Consider the following 18,143-nt stretch of genomic DNA (forward strand, 5'->3'; position numbering starts at 1 on the left):
TTCCATGATGAAACCCTTATCTTGGGCCAAACGAATGAAACAGTTTTCGACAGACAAAAAGGAGAGCCGAAAATCCCGGTGGAAGCGCTTTCAGTTCAACCTCTTTCCGGCCTATCGGCGAACGGGTGCCAAGGTGGAGTTTATCTCTGGGGATTGGATGGAGGTTCACATTAGTCTTCGGCTCAAGTGGAGTACACGTAATTATGTGGGAACGGTTTTCGGAGGAAGTATTTATGCCGCTCTCGATCCCATCTACATGCTCCAGCTGATTCACATTCTGGGAAAAGATTATGTGGTGTGGGACAAACGAGCTGAAATTCATTTCATTCGTCCCATTAAAAAGAAAGTAACCGCCCGATTCCTGCTTAATTCGGATCAAATCGAACAAATAAAAAAGGATGTTGCCGAGCAAAAGGAAGTCGATTTTGACCTCCAGGTTCGGTTTCAGAATTCAGCGGGTAAAACTCATGCTTTGGTCAACAAAACCCTTTATGTTTCAGAACGGTCGTATTACCAGGACAAAATAAAAAAGCGAAAATCCTAAATACTATACTCTGGCCGCACCGAACAGGTCGCTTCCATAGAATCAATTATTTTCGCCTTTCATGAGATTTATTCCACCCGCAATCCAGCTGCTTATCCTCGTTTTGTTAGGATCCGTTGTCCGATTCGTATTTGGATATCTCTTTGAACCCTGGACTCAGGCTCCTGATCAATTGGCCTGGCAACTTCTCATTGACGAAGGCAGCTGGTCTTACGACCAATTGATCCACTATCCGCACGAAGGTGGAAGCGTTTTCATTGCTCTTCTCAGTCGGTTTTTAGGTTGGTTTAGTCCTCTGCCCTCTTTGGTGGTTTCTGCCTTTCTGTTGGACTTCTTTTCCCGCCTCATTCAAATGTTAATCGTACGCCGTGTATTTGGACAACGAGATGCGCTCATTTTTGGAATTTGGACCATTCTGGCCTTGCCCATCATTCTTCCATGGGGTACGGTCAATTATGGTCTGCATTCTCTGGCTTCCCTCTTTCCATTTGTACTGATGTATTTGATCCATCGCTCCGATTCCACTCCGCGTTCTCACCTTTCGATAGGTCTGTTTCTCGGCTTCGCTGTGTGGTTTTCATACATCAATGTCGTCTTAATTCCGGTGTACGTGTTGGTCGAGTTCTTTCGATCTCCGCGGTCTCGGAATGCGCTATGGAGCCTATTGGGATTGAGCATCGTTTTAGGCATTCATGTAGGGGTCAGAACTTTTGCCGATCCCGGATTTCAGCTCGACCAAATTCCTTCAGGAAGTATTCGGGGAACGGAGTTTACCCTAAGCGACCCAGAAACCTGGAAACAGCTATACAAAGTTTGGTACGGTCCTTTGGCCGATTCTCTTCTCGTAGTGCCCAATCAGGAAAATGTATATCGCCCCATTCGCTATGTATGGTTGGCCCTGATGGGTTGGGGAATAATGGCCTACCTCAGAGCGGTAAAATTGGGAAACAGACCACAAGTCCCCTCCTGGCTGTTGGTGGCGGTTTTTCTCTTTTTGTGTTTGTATGCCTTAAGTCCGTTTTACCACAATTCACCCACAGTTACCCATTATGTTCTCTATCGCCACCTGTGTTACATTCTTCCGTTGTTGGCACTCTTCGTAACCCTTGGCCTTAATTCAGGTAAACTCAGGCAGATTGGGCTTGTGCTGTTTATCGGTTTAAGCAGTTACGGTTCTCTCCTTTTGTTTGATCAAAGTAAGTCTGAGGAAAGCGGTGAAAAAGCGGCAGGATGGGTTTTGGCGCTCAAATTTGGACATGATCCACAGCGTCTGGCCGGGCTTATTCAGGGCGAACATGAGGCCGAATACGTGGAAGGTATAGGCTGGGGAATGGGAATGGTGTTGCTTCGTTCGGACTCTATTGCTGGTGGTTCCAATGACGAGCAAATCCAGCAATTGGTGAACGCCATGGAACACTTTCCGTTGGAATATCATCCCGAGTTTATCCAGGGTGTTCAATTCAGCACTCAAAACACGGGCACCCCACAATCGGAGCAAGCTTTGTTTGATCGCTTTCTGGAAACCTACGAAAGCTCGGCGACAAATTCGGGTAAAAATTGATGGCACTTCTCTTTCCTGGAAAATCAAAATACTAACTTGGTCAAAATCCAAATTACAGGGCTATGTTAAACTGGAACGACATCATACATACAGCTACTAAGGGAAATCCCTCACCTCCACATCGGGTAGAAAAATCGGATGAAGAATGGCGGGCTCAACTCACAGAAGAGGAATTCTATGTCACTCGTCAAAAGGGAACCGAACGGGCCCATAGTTCGGATATGTGCAACTTTTTTGAGCCCGGAAAATATGCCTGTAAGTGTTGTGACACACCCTTGTTTGACTCGGAAGAGAAATTTCAGAGTGGCACCGGATGGCCTTCATTCACCCAGCCTCTCGACCCAAGTCATGTAGCCCATCACAAAGATGTAAGCTTTGGAATGGTTCGCGTGGAAGTAACTTGCAATGTGTGTGATGCTCATCTTGGCCATGTTTTTCCAGATGGTCCTGAGCCGAGTGGATTGCGGTACTGCATCAATGCAGTCTCTCTAAACAAAATGGATTCTTAACTCAAAAAACACCACATTGAAAACCGACTCTAAGCGCATTTACGGATTCGATTTGGCCCGAGGCTTGGCTTTGGTTGGAATGGTTCTGGTCAATTTTAAGACCGTAATGGTTCTTCCCTCAGAGTCAGACAAGAGTCTCTATCACCTCCTGGAACTTCTATCGGGAAAAGCAGCTGCTCTTTTTGTCGTATTGGCTGGTGTCGGCATGACTCTCATGTGGAAAGGTGCCATGGATCGAGGCGGAAAAGAAAAAGCCGCTCAGGTTCGTATTATCTTATGGAAAAGGGCACTCTTTCTGTTTGTTGTGGGAATGAGCTACTACGTCATTTGGCCGGCCGACATTCTGCACTACTATGGAGTTTACCTCAGTTTTGGGGTCTTGTTTTTAGCTCTTTCCAGAGCTACCCTTATAGCCAGCAGTCTCTTTTTGATTCTAATCTACCCGATCCTTTTGGTTACCCTAAACTACGAAGCGGGCTGGGATTGGAACACCTTGGAATACACCGACTTTTTCACGCCAACTGGATTCTTTCGAAACCTATTTTTCAATGGATTTCACCCAGTCATACCCTGGATTGCATTTCTACTCACCGGAGTTTGGGTCGGCCGATTAGATTTCAATAACAAGGCCATGGTAGCCAAACTTAGGTGGTCATCACTGGTCATTTTTGTCCTCTTCACCATTCTTTCATGGGGAGCCTTAAAAACAGCCGGCCCCTTCCTTGAAATGGATGCCGAAAGCGTTGATTTTTTGTTCTCTACCGGTCCGATGCCGCCATCCCTATTTTATATGCTTTCTGCAAGCAGCCTGGCCGTTTTTCTGATTACCCTTTGCGTTTCCATGGCCAAACGATTTCCAGATTCTCTGGTTATTCGGTCGCTTATCAGTGGAGGCCAATTAGCTCTGACCAATTATTTTGCCCATGTCGTATTGGGCATGCTCGGTCTGTTGATGGTTACTGGAAAGCTGGAACAGGCCTTTTCCATCGAATTTGCATTTGGTTATAGCCTGCTTTTTAGCCTTTTCCTGGTCATTGGATCGCACCTTTGGAAAATGAAAAAAGGCCGAGGCCCTTTGGAAACGCTCATGCGGAAAGTAACCGGCTAATCTTCAAAGCCTTCCATACCTCATGTTTTCTGAATTTCAAAGGTTTTGACAAGGAATAAGTCGGAAGCAATTCACCACCATTTCTTTAAAATGGATTAATTAATTCCTAACTTGCCGAAAGCCGTAAAATTTATTGCTTTACACACCGTTAGCACCGCATCGGAAATTATCGATTCACATCTATGACAGGAAACAAGAAGATCATCCTCGAAGCCTACCGTAATTTGAAACACAAGGTTTCGGGCGAATCCTCCCAATCGCTTAGAGATTCATTAAAGAAGTACGGAGATTCCGTTGAATTGACGTACAAGTATTGTCCGGATTTAGATGAGCACCCCCTCGCAATAAACGCTGCCAAGGCCGTTATCGCCGCCGAACCTCAAGGGATTAGCAAATCGGAAAAGGTTTACCAGCTTTTGGCTGGAAATAGCAACAAATTTGCAGAAGAAAAGGTCTTTGAAGTAGCCCGGGAAGTGGGCCTTAACATGGACCAATTCGAAAAAGATTTTCACGATCCGCAGACTCAAGCTCGTATTGAAAAAGACATTGAAGATTCGAAGCATTGTGGCCTTTGGGTTTTCCCTGGAATTACCATCGACGGATCGCCTTACAACGGAGCCTGGGATGATGACTCCCTCTTTGCAGCCATCGAAAATCGGGGAAGCCAGGAATTTGACAAGGCCATAGAAAGCTTCTTTCAATGGGGTGCTTCAGCCGCTGCCGCCTTGATCATTGCCACGGCCGCTGCCCTGATCATGGTCAACTTCGGTTTTTTCGACCTCTATGAGCACTGGCGACACACCAAAATGGGACTGGCATTCGGAGAACATGACCTAATGCTCCACCTGGAAATTTGGATCAACGACTTTTTGATGGCCATTTTCTTTTTAATGATTGGACTGGAAATTAAAAAGGAGGTATTGGATGGGGAACTATCCGATATGAAACGAGCCGCCATGCCAGTGATTGGAGCTTTAGGTGGAATGACCATTCCTGCCCTTATCTATTTTTTGATGAATACCGGAACTCCCACCGCCAATGGCTGGGGAATTCCCATGGCTACAGATATTGCCTTTACCCTGGGACTCATGGCCTTATTAGGCTCCCGGGTGCCTATATCACTCAAAGTATTTATCTCCGCCCTGGCCGTAGCGGATGACTTGGGAGCGATTGTCGTGATCGCCCTATTCTATGGTCACGGGTTCCACGTCATGCCCTTCTTAGGAGCATTGATTGTGATTGCTCTGATGTTTTACCTCAACAAAAAGAAGGTTTACGACATGACAGCCTACGTGGGCCTTGGGCTCATACTTTGGTTTCTCATCTTTCAAAGTGGACTCCATGCCACGCTTGCTGGGGTGATCACGGCCATTCTAATTCCATCACGTAGAAATGCAGATCTGTCCTTGATTGCGCGTCAAACAGCCATTGTTTTTGACAAGGAACTCGAAAAGATAAACGACGACGGAAACGACCAAAAACACATTGGATTTGCATCCCTTGGCTTACTTCAAAACTCCATTGAACGACTTCGGGAACCCAGTGACCATTTGATGCATTCTTTGGAAAAAATGGTCAACTTTCTAATCCTCCCCGTGTTTGCATTCTTCAATACCGGAATCCTCATTGTGGCGGATAAACTCGATCTTTTTGCCCCCGTTAGTCTGGGCGTTGTATTGGGCCTTGCGATTGGAAAACCACTGGGAATTGTAGGTGCATGCTGGCTGGCATCCAAGTTGAAAATTGCTCAGTTGTCTCCCGAAATAAACTGGCCTCAGTTGATGGGGGCCTCGTGCCTGGCCGGAGTAGGATTTACCATGTCTATTGTGGTGGCTTCAAGTGCCTTTTCCGGAGATCTTTTGACTTCTTCCAAAATCAGTATTCTTATCGCCTCCTTGATTTCAGCAGTGGTGGGATTAGTTATTCTAAGAGCAGTGACCAAAAAAGCCTAAGCTTTTAGCCCACAATCTGCATGATGTTGTCCAGGTAGTGTAAAGTCCAGAAAAGGCATTGCATGTGGATCATTTGGTCGAACCCTATGATGGGGTAAAACTTGCGAGGTTCGTCACGGTATTTGTGGACAAGCTTGCTCGTAAAAAAGTCGGTTATTAAATGCAGGGCTCCGTTAACAAGTGCAAAGAATATGGCTTGTTTAAAAGGCAAAAGCAGGAGGCTGAAAAGCAGAAGGGTTGTGGAATAGGTAGCCACATGAAGGCATAACCATTTCAAACTATAGCTCTTCTTCAAAGCCATATTCGAAGACTGGAAGAGAAAATCCCCAGCCCAGTGGGCCACCAATAGCATGCTAAAAGTCACGTCGAAAAGATAGGTATTAACTGAATGATAGTCCGTACCTAAAGAATTGGATCGGAATTCGGAAGGCCAGCTTAACTAAGAACTATCCAAAATTTTCTGCCAATCAGGCAATCTCCAACTCTGGAATCGCCCAAAAGCCCAATGATAAAGAGCTTTTCCGGATCATGTTGTCCCCATTCCTTCCACCACCAGCTTGTAACCCACACCGCGAATATTGATGATCTTGATGCTTGGATCGGCCTCCAGTTTCTTACGCAGTCGGGAAACAAATACATCTAAGGTTCGGCCAACGTAACCGCCCTCATCGCCCCAAACCCGGTTGAGGATTTCTTCCCTCTTCACCGTTTGATTGCGGCGGTTGATAAAGAGGTGCAGCAATTCGGATTCCTTGCCGGTTAATTCGGTTTTGTTTTCTTCCAATGCCAGCTCCATACTACTGGGATTAAAGGAAAAATTGCCCACATTTAAGGCTGCGGAGGTGGACAATTGAGAGCCATTTTCCGGGCTATGGCCCTTGCCTTTAATTCTCAAAACAAGCAATCCAACGGACAAAATCAAAAAACCAATGATCCACCCTAAATACCCGAATTCAGATTCTTCCGTTTCACCGGGCTCTGAAGGATCGATCAAAGGAGAGGTTTGTGCAAGCTGTTCTGGAGGCCCGATTAGGGTAATCATCAAATCGTAACATCCAGTAGGATGCTCTCGAGCCTGGCAGGGTATCAATTCCTTTTGTTCAGGCAATCCTACTTCGAAGCTGTAGACTACGGCCCGGGAATCACATTCCTCCACCTCCACTCGGTAACTCGAAGCAATTTCCGTTTCCAGCATGACCTCTCGGATAGCCTTGACCAAATCGGCGCTCACAAAATGAAAATCAGATTCCAGCGGAATCTTGTATCGATCCCCGTCCTTCACAATGGGCATAATTCGGGAAGATGAATCTCCAGAGGCCAACAAAACCTGGTGCCCCACCATTCTTAAAACCACCTGAATTCGCCCTTCATCCACATTGGATCGAGCATGGAGCAAGGGACCGCCCGCCATTAGCAGGAGGAACAAACCAGCTCTTATATAATGCCCAAAAATGACCATGGAGTAAAGCTATGAGATTCTCTGCGCTCTACGAAGGTAAAGACATCATTTTACGTTAATTTACACTTCGCTAACCTTTAATTACAGAGCTTTTACGCTTCTTCGCCTTCTCCTCCGGTAGCTTTGGACAAAACGATCAAATTATGCGAATTTCTCTTCTTCTTTTTATTAGTCTGGTTACCTTAATTGGATTGCTATCAACAGGATTTAACCAGAGCCCAGAACCGGAAACTAAAAATTGTACCCCCTCTTCTTCTCCCACCTGGAAATGGAAACATGAGGCCATTTTATCCCAAAGATCCCCCGGTGGTTTAAAAGCTTTTTATCAAGTAAACAGCCCCCAAAAAAAGTTCCTCCGACCCAGCGAATTGTTGCAGGCCAAAACCCTGGAAGATCTTATTCCTGATTACCCGACCCATTGGATTCAGGATTACCAATCGGTGGAAATTCGAGGCCTGGTCAATCAGGATTCGGCTAAGGCTTTTGGCTCCAATATCGAATTGAGTCCGGAGCAATTGAAACTTATTCAGACCGCCGATATGAATTCATCTTTGGAAATTCGTGTTGGGTATGCCACGGCTAATGCGGCTACCGGTGAAACAGATTATCGAACGCTGAAATACTATTCGGCCATTGCCCCTGAACAATCCGCACAATTTCCGGGCGGACACCAAGCGCTATTGGATTACTTAAAAAACGAACACCAAAAAATGGATGAATCCGATCCGGATGTCCCGGTATGGGTGGTAAATGTTTCTTTCCAGGTTGATCCCAACGGAAAAGTTGTCCATGTTCAGTTGGATCAAACCAGTGGTGACCCGGTATGGGATCAAAATTGGATTGAACTGGTGCAAAACCTCCCTACCTGGTCGCCTGCCTTGGACGGCAAGGGTAATACCATCAGCCAACAATTCATTGCTGTAGTTGGAAACCAGGGCTGCTAAACCCTATTCCATCCGAGTAATCCGCTTGATAACAGGTTCTCCATTTCCTTGCAGATGAAGGGTATATACACCCACCGGAAGCGAACTAAAATCAAGGGTTGAGACCTTATTTTCCAAGACACCTGACCGAACCATTCGGCCCTGTGCGTCCATCAACTCGAAGCTCATGAGGGTTTCAACAAAGCTTATGGTCAAGGATTCTTTAACTGGATTTGGATAGACCTGTACACGATCTGGGTCTGCTTTATCACCTTCTATCGAATTGGAGGCATAGGTAAAGCAGGCCAAGGTATCTCTACAACTTCCCTGGCTCACTTGCACAGCATAATTGCCAAACTGAGCCGGTGAGAATGTTCTATTCAATTCACCTTGGATTCGAGCATATCCCTGGTTGCAATCCAACCACTGGTAGGTAGTATAAGGCACCGAGGTTTCCAGATCTTGCCCATTTTGCACCACCTGACCTGTAGCCAAGGTATCGATGGTCAACTGAAACACCCAGGCTGTATCGCAAGACTGTCCAGCCAGAGAAGTATCCCTGTAGGTACCGGAGGTGGTCCAGGTATAATTTCCGCTGGGCGAGGTGTAGGAATTACAGGTTTTAATACTCTGAGAGGGAGCCTGGTAAATCGTATTGATTGTCAAATTAATATTCAGAATACTATCACATCCACTTACCGCCTGAAGCGTATCGTTATAGTTACCCGATACGGTCCAGGTATGTCTTCCACTTGGCGAAGTATAGGACTTGCAGTCGGCCGCTTGAACGGTGGTGTAAACGACGGGCAAAATGGTCAGGTGAAATTGATGAATCGTATCAACCCCGGAACTGGACAGCGTATCAAAATACACACCTGATTGAGTGATGAATTTTCCTCCTGGTAACTTATAGAATCGGCAAGCGCTTACCTGGTGAGACTTCAAAAAATAGCTCGACTTGGGGCTACCAAAAAGAACACCAGCCTTGCCAACCGAGCTGTGATTGAATTCGCCTCCTGCCCAGATTCGGCCATTGGGTAATCGCTCTATACAATTCACTTTGCTGTCCAATCCAAGGTTTCCTCTTTTTACCAGGGTATCGATTGGATTTCCCACCGAATCGAAGGTTAGAATTAGGGCATGGGTAATATCCTTTCCCTGGAGGGTATCCATTTGCATTCCACCTACATATAGCTGCTTGCTTTTCGGATCTTCAGCCAAGGATGTAGGGAGATCGGCTTTGTGAGCCAGAGGTCCAGTGTACGACGAACGCCATATGATGCTCCCATTTTGTGCACTGACCTTGTAAACGTCCAAATGACTTTGAGACATTCCCACCATGAATATGGCCGAGGAATCATGGCTATAAATCAAGCGATAGGTTTCGGATTGTGCTGCATAATAGCTTATCCAATTGGTGTTGTTTCCAGCCAGGTTGTAAGATACCAAACAGGCTCTACCTTGCACATCTTTTCCGGTGATCAATATTTCTTGAGGCGATACTTTCAGTACTTCATTGGAATGAGTCAAAGCGGAGAAATAATCGTAGCGAGTAGACTTGTAATTAACGACCTCTAAAACTTCATTTTCTGAAAAATAATAAAAGGTACCCGCCTTAAATTGAACGGTTTGATTGATGATGGAGTGCTTTTCATGATAGCCTCCAATGTTGCCGGTTTTACCTATCGAATTTGAGTTATAGAGTTGCCCCATATCGGTGGATGGTCCATTGTGACTTCCTTTTACAAGGATATATGGGGTGGTGGAATCTGGTATGAGCTGAAATGGAAATCCGTAGTAGTAACTCGGGCTCGTCCCTTTGCTCCTTACAATTTGCCCCGAATCATTCACTTGCATGAAGATAAAATCGGTGGGATTATCATCTATATAAGGTGGTTTAGAGTCTCCCCTAATGTCGTAAGCCATGATAAGCACATCTCCATTGGGCATAAAATCAAAACCTAAAGGGCGCATTAATAGCCAACTATCTAACCAGGTGCGGAATTGAAGATTTTGATTGAAATCATACTTCTCTAATAATCCCCGGTTTCCTTCTTGTTTGAGCACGTAGGTATGGTTCCCGTTTTTCTTGATTTCGATGACCGATGACGGGTATTCGATTCCGGCTAATCCCAATCTCCTCACCTTGGAGGGAGCTCCGGTTGTGGTGTCCAATTCGGCCGCTGTGACCCAGGTTTTCTCGCAATGGTAGCAGTCTGTTGCCGTGTATTCAAGATCTCCAAAAACCAGCAACTTTCCGTTAACCCAATTGATAACGTGGCCATCTGAAGTCAGGTCTTTACGTGAGGTATCCCGAGTAATCGTCGATTCCCAAAGGACTTGTCCATTATTGGTATTCATCTTTAGGTTTCCCCAGCAACCTGGTCCGGTATTCGCATCTCCGTAATATCCGGTGATGTAGGCCATATCTCCCACCATTTCCACATCCAATGGACCCTGCTCATCGCCATGGCGTACACCAGGATTTCCTTGTCCTTTAAAGCTATATTGAGTATGGTAATCAAACTTGAGCGTGGATTTGTTGAATCGGGAAAACTTGAAATAGTAGGTACTTCCTCCTACGGTAGAATGGCGAAATAAAAAGACCAAGCCGCCCTTGTGGTCAATGCAGTGGGCTACATTATAATCCACGTTGATATTCTCGTCATGTACCACTGCTCCATTGGCCGGATTGATTTTCATAAATAGCCCAGGCGACCACCTGTCTTTTCCATAGAGATAGAGATCATTGGCGGAATCCAGGTAAAGAAATAAGCCTTCCCGTAAATCCTTTTGCTGAGCATAACCGACCCTCCAAATGATGCTATCCGGATTTGCTCCTGAAATTTTGAAAAGGCTATCGCCAACGCAGGAATACATATCACCTGCAGAATCTACTACAAAATGCCTGGAGTCACCCGATACCTTAGACTGGTGAGTGGATAGGGTATCACCGGTTAATTTGCTGATAAAGGCAAATCCTTTTCTTCCTGATCCTTCATAGCCCATCAACAATTTGGTGGCATCATATTCCTTAAAAAAGGAGAAATTCCACCCCTTGATAAAGAAGGGCTTTTTCCACAGAATCTGACCGGATTGATAATCGACCTTCCAGATTTCCCGCAAGTAATTATTGGTACGACGCAAATTGTAGGCATACACCACCGAATCGTTCCATACCATTTCCTTGATGCCCTCATCCCGATACTGACTAAAGTTGTAGACTGAGGTATCGGTATCTCCCGTAGTCCAAACCAGATTTCCGTTGGAATCTACCTTGGTAATGCATGATTGGTGAAGGTATGGATTGGCATTTTCACCACCCAACAAGGTGTAAGGATCGCAATGAATGGAACAAATAATGCTTCCGGAATTGGCGGTGCTGGTATCGGTAAAATAGTGTTCGGTCAATTGAGCTCGAACCGAGTAAACCAGAAAAAGGAGAACAAGCAGTACTCCTGATTTGATTGGCAATGAATTCATAGCGGATTAGGTCAAATTATTAAGGCTTCAAAAATACAATGAAAAACAGTTGAAACCCCGAATTGTTTAACCCCGCCAAACCATTGCACCCCTCCAAAAAGGGCAAGCCCAATGACGGACTGCCCTATTGAAGAAGTTCACTGCATTAAGTCAAATTCAGCCCGATGTTCGAAGCATTTTGCAGCACTGCTTCCCGGGAAGGTCGTTCGGATTGTAGGGAGGCCGTGGATGAACTAAACCACTTTTCAATTTGACGTATCACTTCTCCAAACGGAATGCGCAATACAACCGAAAAAACAATGATCATTACGCCAATAACAATGAGGACAATACCCAGTCCTAACGCTGCCGTACCAAATCCGAATGCCCATAACAACAAGGCTCCAATGATGGCGATTATCACGCCGATAATGGCCACTACAATTCCTATTACACCACCAATGATCATCGCCAGTTCCTGCGATTTTTCCGGAGTAAGTGCTGCTGCTTCGGAAGCGGTCAAGTTTAAATCACCTCCATTTTGAATACGTGCCAGGTAACTTTTGAAGAATGGCAAGGGCTTGAGCACCTCAGCAACCAATCCCAATTGAGTCGCATCAATTTTACCGAGAAGATTCAACTCCTGTTCCGATAGATTGGCATTGCAAATCACCTTCATCAAATCGCGGCTAAAGCCCGCATGTTTTTTGAGAAACGATTCGCTTTCATCGTCCATGTAGGGAAAAGGTTTCTTATTGGTCAGTTGAAAGAGTTGATTTTCCTTTGGCTTTCCATTATCTCCCTCCCAACGCTGCATTCGTCCGGTTCGGTAATCCACATCCAGATACTCGCCCCGAGTACTCTCTTTAAAGGCCACCCGATCACCCACTTGTATCATTTCAAACAGGTCCGATCCATCATCCGTTTTGCCCCAGGTGATAGCTCCACCATTGGGCTCAATAGCGACTGCCCTTCGCTCTCCTACGTCTTCACGCAGGGTAATCAATCGTACTTTGTTTGTCCCTTCCACAGGCACCACCACAAATCGTTGATCGTTTTGCCCCGTTCGTGCCCAGCGAACCACGTCGTGATTGGCCAAATTCCAGGCCCCGACGGCCACATTTTCGTCCCGGGTAAATTCCTTGATTTCGTAACTGTAAAGATCCAAGTCCATCATAATGCTTCATGTATTGATTCCCTCAAACCTAACTCCCTTTGAAGGGAGCATTGATAGGGGATTTCCCTATCCAAATCCTTGCTATATTTGACCATCAACACCAAGTATTCATGAATCCTTCACCTCAAATAGCTCAACATTTTCGCGGCGTATTTTTCGGTGGTAACTGGACCACTGTGAATGTGAAAGACACCCTGGCAGCAATTACCTGGAAGCAGGCTCTTGAACAGGTAGGGTCTTTTAATACGATTGCCACCCTTAGCTTTCACCTGAGCTACTTCGTTCATGAAGTTCTTCCCGTGCTTAAAGGAGGTCCACTTACTGCTCATGACAAATTCAGTTTTGATCATCCTCCGATACACTCTCAAGAAGATTGGGAGGCATTTCAAAAAGAAATTTTAAAAGACGCTGAAGAATTTGCCACCCTGGTAGAGCAGATTCCTGCCGAGGATTGGGACGCCCCTTTCACAGATCCCAAATACGGAACCTTGTACCGCAACATTCATGGTATTATCGAGCACAGCCATTATCATTTGGGGCAAATCGCTTTGATAAAAAAACAGTTGTTAGAGGCTCAGAAAAAATAAAAAAGCCGCTCCAAGATTGGAACGGCTTAGTTACTCAGCAAGTTTATTACTTAGCTTATTCTTTGGTCAATCTCAAAGTAGATTGCTTTCCGTTTTGAATCACTCTGAGCAGGTAGGTTCCTTTATCCAGATTTTCTAAATTCAACTTAAAATCAGGATGCACTTCTCCCTTGTACTCATAGACCAGCTTACCACTCATATCCATGAGCGAGAGCTCAGCCGATCCTTGCAATAATCCTTGGACTATTCCCTCGTTTTCTAGAGGATTTGGCAGTACTCGAATTTCAAAGGATTCCAATCGATTCTCTGTGGTGGTAAGCGTTCGATCTTGAGAACTTGTTTTCGGGATACCTTGGAAAATAATATCTCGGGTAATGGTCCACTCACAGCCGTCGATTATATAAGTCAAAGTAACCGTATAAACGCCCGCCCAGGTATTATCTCCTTTTCGAACCACCCAGGTTCCGTTTGAAAATGCAATGTCTACCCAGGGCGAAGCAGAAGCCGTTCCCGTCCAGGTTGCGATCCCATTACCAGGTGGAATTCCGTTAAGCCGAACTTCAATATCCCCAACAAATAACTGATCGAAGGTCATGTTGTTGGCATTGACTCCATTTAGATACAAATCGATACTAAGTCCTTCCAAGGGGTTGGGAAGTTCGTCGCATGGGGTTGGAGCACACTCCTCACCACAAAGTGATCCAGGCTCGATGTAAGCTTCAAAATTGGCATCCGCCTCAAAGCCTGGAAACAAATGGACTGCCGTTCGAGATATGTACTCCCTTTTGATTGAAGTATTCGGTACAAAATGTACAGGCCCATCCACTTGACCTGGATCCACAGATTCCCCAGCTACAATACGCCCGGAACTGATCAAAATCGGGAAAATATTGAAAGGTGGAGGAAAGGAATGAATGGTTTGGTTCTCAAAATACATGACCTCATTGTCTACTTTATGAACCGAAACATTATCAAATAGGGCATAGGCTTGAGAAGCATTGGGAAAAGCTTCACAAAGGGAAATGTAGCTACCCGTATTGTCATGGTGCATAGCACTGGAACTGTTGAATTGCCCCATATGCAGAAATCGTTCTCCACCCTGCGCACAATAGAGGAATGACATCATTGTCCAATCCGCATAATTCAATACTTCAGAAACTACAAACAATTCTCCGGCGGCATGGGGATTGGGATCGTTGCTAATTTTAACGCCAAAATGGCTTTTTTGACCTGTTATGTATACGGCTCGATCGCAATGAGCCTGACCTGGGTCCAGTCTCATGATTATTCCATTGTCATTCATAATGGGCCCGCCATCTCTGATCCAGTAAGAAACTCTATAGCAAGTATGTGGCTCAAGTGGAGTGGTAAATTCAACCGACATTTTCTCCGGGCTCCTCAATCCAGCAAACTGCTCCATATGCCTGGCTTGGATGGGTAAGGGGTGGTTATGTTCCTTCTCATATATACATACAGGTTTGATTCTGCCACAATCAAATCCTCCACTCATCTGTGGACGTACATAATCGTAAAAGCAGTGGTTGTTAAAAATGTCCGGTGTTCCAGCCTGAGTAATCCAATTGGGTAGGAATATTCCAGCATCACCTGGCACACTGCCGCAAGAAGCGCTGTTTTCAAAACTGCCATTCGGCACCAAATTGGGGCCATAGATATTTTGTGCATGAACATTCAAGGAAATGCTCAAGCTCAAAATGGACAGCCCAAGTATTAAAACTTTATACATAGCGGCCTCCTTATTTAAGCGCATCAAGCTGTTGCTTCATCTCCTCATTTTCCTTGCTGAGTTGAATCACATATAGGGTCAATTCTTCTATTTTTCGCAGTAAGGTTGCGTCCATATCTACCATGTCAACGCCGTTTTCTTCTACCTCTGCAGCCGACGGCACATCAGGCAAATGGTGGTTTTCCTGAACAAAAGCTTCCACTTCTTTCAAATCTCTTAAATCGTATTCCTCATCAAAAACGTAGTCAGCCCATTCTGTAGTTCCCAAGGTGGCCACTTTGAGTCGTTCTGTTAGAATACCTGTGGCCACGTAAAGCTGATACCCTCCGGTCATCTGATAATTAGCACTTCCGGGTGCAACGCCTATACCCACTTTAATGGGTCCTTTTCCATTTGGAAAATAGACACGGGGCTCTTGGAATTCAGGAGCCCAAAACTCCAAAGTTTGCCCGTAGGACTGATGTTCCGTACTAATGGATCTAATGATCCAATCCCGATTAGTTGCTGCCCCGGGATTATGGGTTTGCATATCCGGGTTTTGAAATACGATATCTGCATAATGGGCATTCACATTAGGATTGCTCACATCCACATCAATGACCAAGGCTTGGGATGACCCATTACCCTCAAGGTTCACGTGAATGGACCCTTTAGGGTCGTATGTATTAATTCCTAATCGAAATCCATCCAAAAAGAAATGGTGCCCGCCTACGGAACCCATATGCGACTTAAATCCAATGTCGTTAGAAGCATGATTGGTTCCGGTATAAAAAGACCCATAAGAAATAAGAGAGGATTGAATTTTATCAGTGCTTATCAGATCAGGATCCCTAAAAGCTATCTGACTGTATCGATACGGCTGATTTACCGTGGGTTTCCAATCCAAAATGGCATTATGTGTGGAATGGTAAAGTGGAGCTGGGAGACTGCTCACTCCACCCGGAGTTTCTCCTTCATGGGTAAGTCGAAGGACTCCTACTCCATTGCTGGGCAAACTAAATGCTCCAGGAGTATTGTTGTATTGAACACCGGTTCCAGTCATTTGTGCAGATGCACTACTAACGATACCAATCAGTACGGCTGAGCCTAAAATTCTTTTGATTTTCATGGTTTATTTTTTTTGGTTAAAAAGGGTATTTACTATTCAAAGCATTTGAAAAGTATTGAAATAAACTCCTATTAATCAGCTCGTTTTGCAGACAACATTAGAATCCTTGCGAATTACCTGATATTGTTTGTCAAGGTAATTCAGTGGGTTTATTAGCTTTACTTTTTAATCGGAGATGTCATGCATTATTCCACTTTGATCAAGTTTTGTTTTCCGATATCGGCCATACTTTTTGCCCTATTCGGAACTAACAGTCAAGCCCATGCTCAACTGGAAATAAAAAATCCTACCCTATCCTTGGGGTATTTTGGGCAAGGAGTCATTCGCCCTGGAGTTCGACTGGGATTAGACTTTCAGCTGAAATCCTTTTCCAAGGAAAAGGTGAAAGGAGAAGTGACCAAAACGAAACGGACTACCTTTTTCGGTGGTCCTCACCTGGCCCATTACACCCGCCCCAGCTACTACTCCAACTACCTCATCGAAATTCGTGGTGGATTGGAACGGCAAACCGAAGGAAAGGGATTTTACTCGGCTCTTTCAGCGGGACTTGGCTATCAGCTCAATCTGGAGGTCATGAGTTTTGATGTGGACTTTTCAGGAAGGCGATCCAACATTGAACGAGAAGCCCGGCATTTTTTCTTTCCCTCTCTTCGCTATGAGGCTGGGTATGAAATCGGTCGGCGATGGCGGGTTTACCTGGGGCTAACCTATGGCGTAGAGCTTTCAGGAAGCTATGAAGCCACAAGCCAGGGATTTTTAGAAGGAGGTTTTAAATACAAATTACAAGCACCATGACCCGGGAAGAATTTATAAAACGATGTGCCTTAATGGGTGTGGGTATCACACTGGCCCCTACTCTGCTCGCTGGCTGTAGGAAGGAAGATGAACTCAATGTACAATTTACGGGTAAAACCATTGTTATTGGAGCCGGTGCTGCCGGATTGATGGCGGGCTATACCTTACAGCGTCATGGAGCCAATTTTGAAATCCTCGAAGCTTCATCGATTTACGGTGGTCGGGTGAAGAAGCTGGAAAACTTTGCCGATTTTCCCATTGATTTGGGAGCCGAATGGATTCACAGCAAACCACGGGTATTTAGCCGACTCATTGATGATGAAAGTAAACCGGGCAGTGTAGACCTGATCCCCTACAAACTCAATACCTACTACCAATGGAATAAAGGAAAACTCCAACGCAGAAACTGGGCGGCCACCTTTTATGGGGAATACAAATTCAAGCGGTCGACCTGGTATGATTTCTTTGAAAACTATATCGTCCCGTCATTTGCCAAAAAAATCACCTACAACACGCCCATTACTCGTATCGACTACAGCTCCTCTTTGGTCGAAGTGGTGGATCAAAATGGAATAACCCATACCGCCGATCGGGTCATATTAACGGTTCCTCTGGCCATCCTTCAAAAGGGGTTTATTGGATTCACCCCTCCCCTTCCGGAAGAAAAGGTCAACGCAATGAACGAAGTTTCGATTCCTCCGGGACTTAAGGTATTCATGAAGTTTTCGAAAAAGTTTTACCCGGATTTAGTTTCGGTGGGTGACATGATTTTTGGAGATGGTGGTGAACGATTGTATTACGACGCAGCCTTTAAAAAGGATAGCCCCGAGCACGTTTTAGCCCTCTTTAATGTGGGTGATTCTGCGAGCGATTTTACCGAGTTGAATTCTGCTCAGGAAGTCCTGGATGCCGTTCTGGCTGAGTTGGATCAAATATTCGATGGCCAAGCCAGTCAATATTACCTGAGTGGCGTGGTTCAAAATTGGTCGGCCGAACCCTACATTCAGGGATCCTACAGTTTCGCTGGAAGTAGACACCGGCAGCGAATTGAAAAAATGAACTCTTCGATTAGCGATCGTCTGTATTTCGCTGGAGAAGCCATGCATCCTGACGAGTGGTCTACCGTTCATGGAGCTGGATTTTCAGGTGTTACCGCCGCTCAAGATGTTTTGAAAACAGCCTAAAAAAAAGAGCCCCGAAGGGCTCTTCACACA

Annotated in this window: 15 protein-coding genes; 9 read left to right on the forward strand and 6 right to left on the reverse strand. The window is 45.3% G+C overall.

Going from position 1 to position 18,143, the window contains the following annotated elements; genetic code table 11:
* Positions 1–4: 4 nt before the first annotated feature.
* From KFE98_02900 to nhaA, 5 genes are all read left to right on the forward strand, one after another.
* A complete protein-coding gene (locus tag KFE98_02900) occupies positions 5–544 on the forward strand; it encodes a YiiD C-terminal domain-containing protein (GenBank protein UTW63120.1) in 540 nt (179 codons plus the stop codon).
* A 61-nt stretch (positions 545–605) separates the two neighbouring features.
* A complete protein-coding gene (locus KFE98_02905; protein UTW63121.1) occupies positions 606–2,105 on the forward strand; it encodes a hypothetical protein in 1,500 nt (499 codons plus the stop codon).
* 62 nt (positions 2,106–2,167) lie between these two features.
* On the forward strand, positions 2,168–2,614 hold the full coding sequence (gene msrB / locus KFE98_02910) for a peptide-methionine (R)-S-oxide reductase MsrB (GenBank protein UTW63122.1): 447 nt from the start codon (positions 2,168–2,170) through the stop codon (positions 2,612–2,614).
* Between the two features lie 16 nt (positions 2,615–2,630).
* Positions 2,631–3,722, forward strand: coding sequence for a DUF1624 domain-containing protein (locus tag KFE98_02915; GenBank protein ID UTW63123.1), 1,092 nt, complete (start codon positions 2,631–2,633; stop codon positions 3,720–3,722).
* Between the two features lie 182 nt (positions 3,723–3,904).
* Entirely contained in the window at positions 3,905–5,674 is a 1,770-nt protein-coding gene (gene nhaA / locus KFE98_02920) for a Na+/H+ antiporter NhaA (GenBank protein ID UTW63124.1), read from the forward strand.
* Positions 5,675–5,678: 4 nt separating this feature from the next.
* Here the strand turns inward: nhaA and KFE98_02925 are convergent, their stop codons facing one another.
* Positions 5,679–6,038 carry a DUF3307 domain-containing protein gene (locus KFE98_02925; GenBank protein UTW63125.1) on the reverse strand — a complete coding sequence of 120 codons (360 nt, stop codon included), beginning with the start codon at positions 6,036–6,038 and terminating at the stop codon, positions 5,679–5,681.
* Positions 6,039–6,200: 162 nt separating this feature from the next.
* Positions 6,201–7,100, reverse strand: a complete 900-nt coding sequence (locus KFE98_02930; protein ID UTW63126.1) for a winged helix-turn-helix transcriptional regulator — start codon at positions 7,098–7,100, stop codon at positions 6,201–6,203.
* A 176-nt stretch (positions 7,101–7,276) separates the two neighbouring features.
* Here KFE98_02930 and KFE98_02935 point away from each other — a divergent pair, with 176 nt between their 5' ends.
* Positions 7,277–8,077, forward strand: coding sequence for an energy transducer TonB (locus KFE98_02935; protein ID UTW63127.1), 801 nt, complete (start codon positions 7,277–7,279; stop codon positions 8,075–8,077).
* A gap of 3 nt (positions 8,078–8,080) precedes the next feature.
* On the opposite strand, the gene KFE98_02940 is transcribed toward KFE98_02935, so the two are convergent.
* Together KFE98_02940 and KFE98_02945 are read right to left on the reverse strand one after the other, a co-directional pair.
* Entirely contained in the window at positions 8,081–11,539 is a 3,459-nt protein-coding gene (locus KFE98_02940; protein ID UTW63128.1) for a T9SS type A sorting domain-containing protein, read from the reverse strand.
* Positions 11,540–11,684: 145 nt separating this feature from the next.
* Positions 11,685–12,695 (reverse strand): hypothetical protein, encoded by a 1,011-nt coding sequence (locus tag KFE98_02945; GenBank protein UTW63129.1) that lies wholly within the window; start codon positions 12,693–12,695, stop codon positions 11,685–11,687.
* Between the two features lie 110 nt (positions 12,696–12,805).
* Here KFE98_02945 and KFE98_02950 point away from each other — a divergent pair, with 110 nt between their 5' ends.
* Positions 12,806–13,282, forward strand: a complete 477-nt coding sequence (locus KFE98_02950; protein ID UTW63130.1) for a DinB family protein — start codon at positions 12,806–12,808, stop codon at positions 13,280–13,282.
* A gap of 55 nt (positions 13,283–13,337) precedes the next feature.
* Here the strand turns inward: KFE98_02950 and KFE98_02955 are convergent, their stop codons facing one another.
* Positions 13,338–15,026, reverse strand: coding sequence for a T9SS type A sorting domain-containing protein (locus tag KFE98_02955; protein UTW63131.1), 1,689 nt, complete (start codon positions 15,024–15,026; stop codon positions 13,338–13,340).
* Positions 15,027–15,036: 10 nt separating this feature from the next.
* Positions 15,037–16,134: a hypothetical protein gene (locus KFE98_02960; GenBank protein ID UTW63132.1), complete on the reverse strand. Its 1,098-nt coding sequence runs from the start codon at positions 16,132–16,134 to the stop codon at positions 15,037–15,039.
* Positions 16,135–16,314: 180 nt separating this feature from the next.
* On the opposite strand from KFE98_02960, the gene KFE98_02965 reads away from it, so the two are divergent.
* Together KFE98_02965 and KFE98_02970 are read left to right on the forward strand one after the other, a co-directional pair.
* Positions 16,315–16,929, forward strand: coding sequence for a hypothetical protein (locus KFE98_02965; protein ID UTW63133.1), 615 nt, complete (start codon positions 16,315–16,317; stop codon positions 16,927–16,929).
* Entirely contained in the window at positions 16,926–18,113 is a 1,188-nt protein-coding gene (locus KFE98_02970; GenBank protein UTW63134.1) for an FAD-dependent oxidoreductase, read from the forward strand. The genes KFE98_02965 and KFE98_02970 overlap by 4 nt, the downstream gene beginning before the upstream one ends.
* Positions 18,114–18,143: the final 30 nt, after the last annotated feature.

This window comes from bacterium SCSIO 12741 (assembly GCA_024398055.1).
Classification (GTDB): domain Bacteria; phylum Bacteroidota; class Bacteroidia; order Flavobacteriales_G; family Salibacteraceae; genus SCSIO-12741.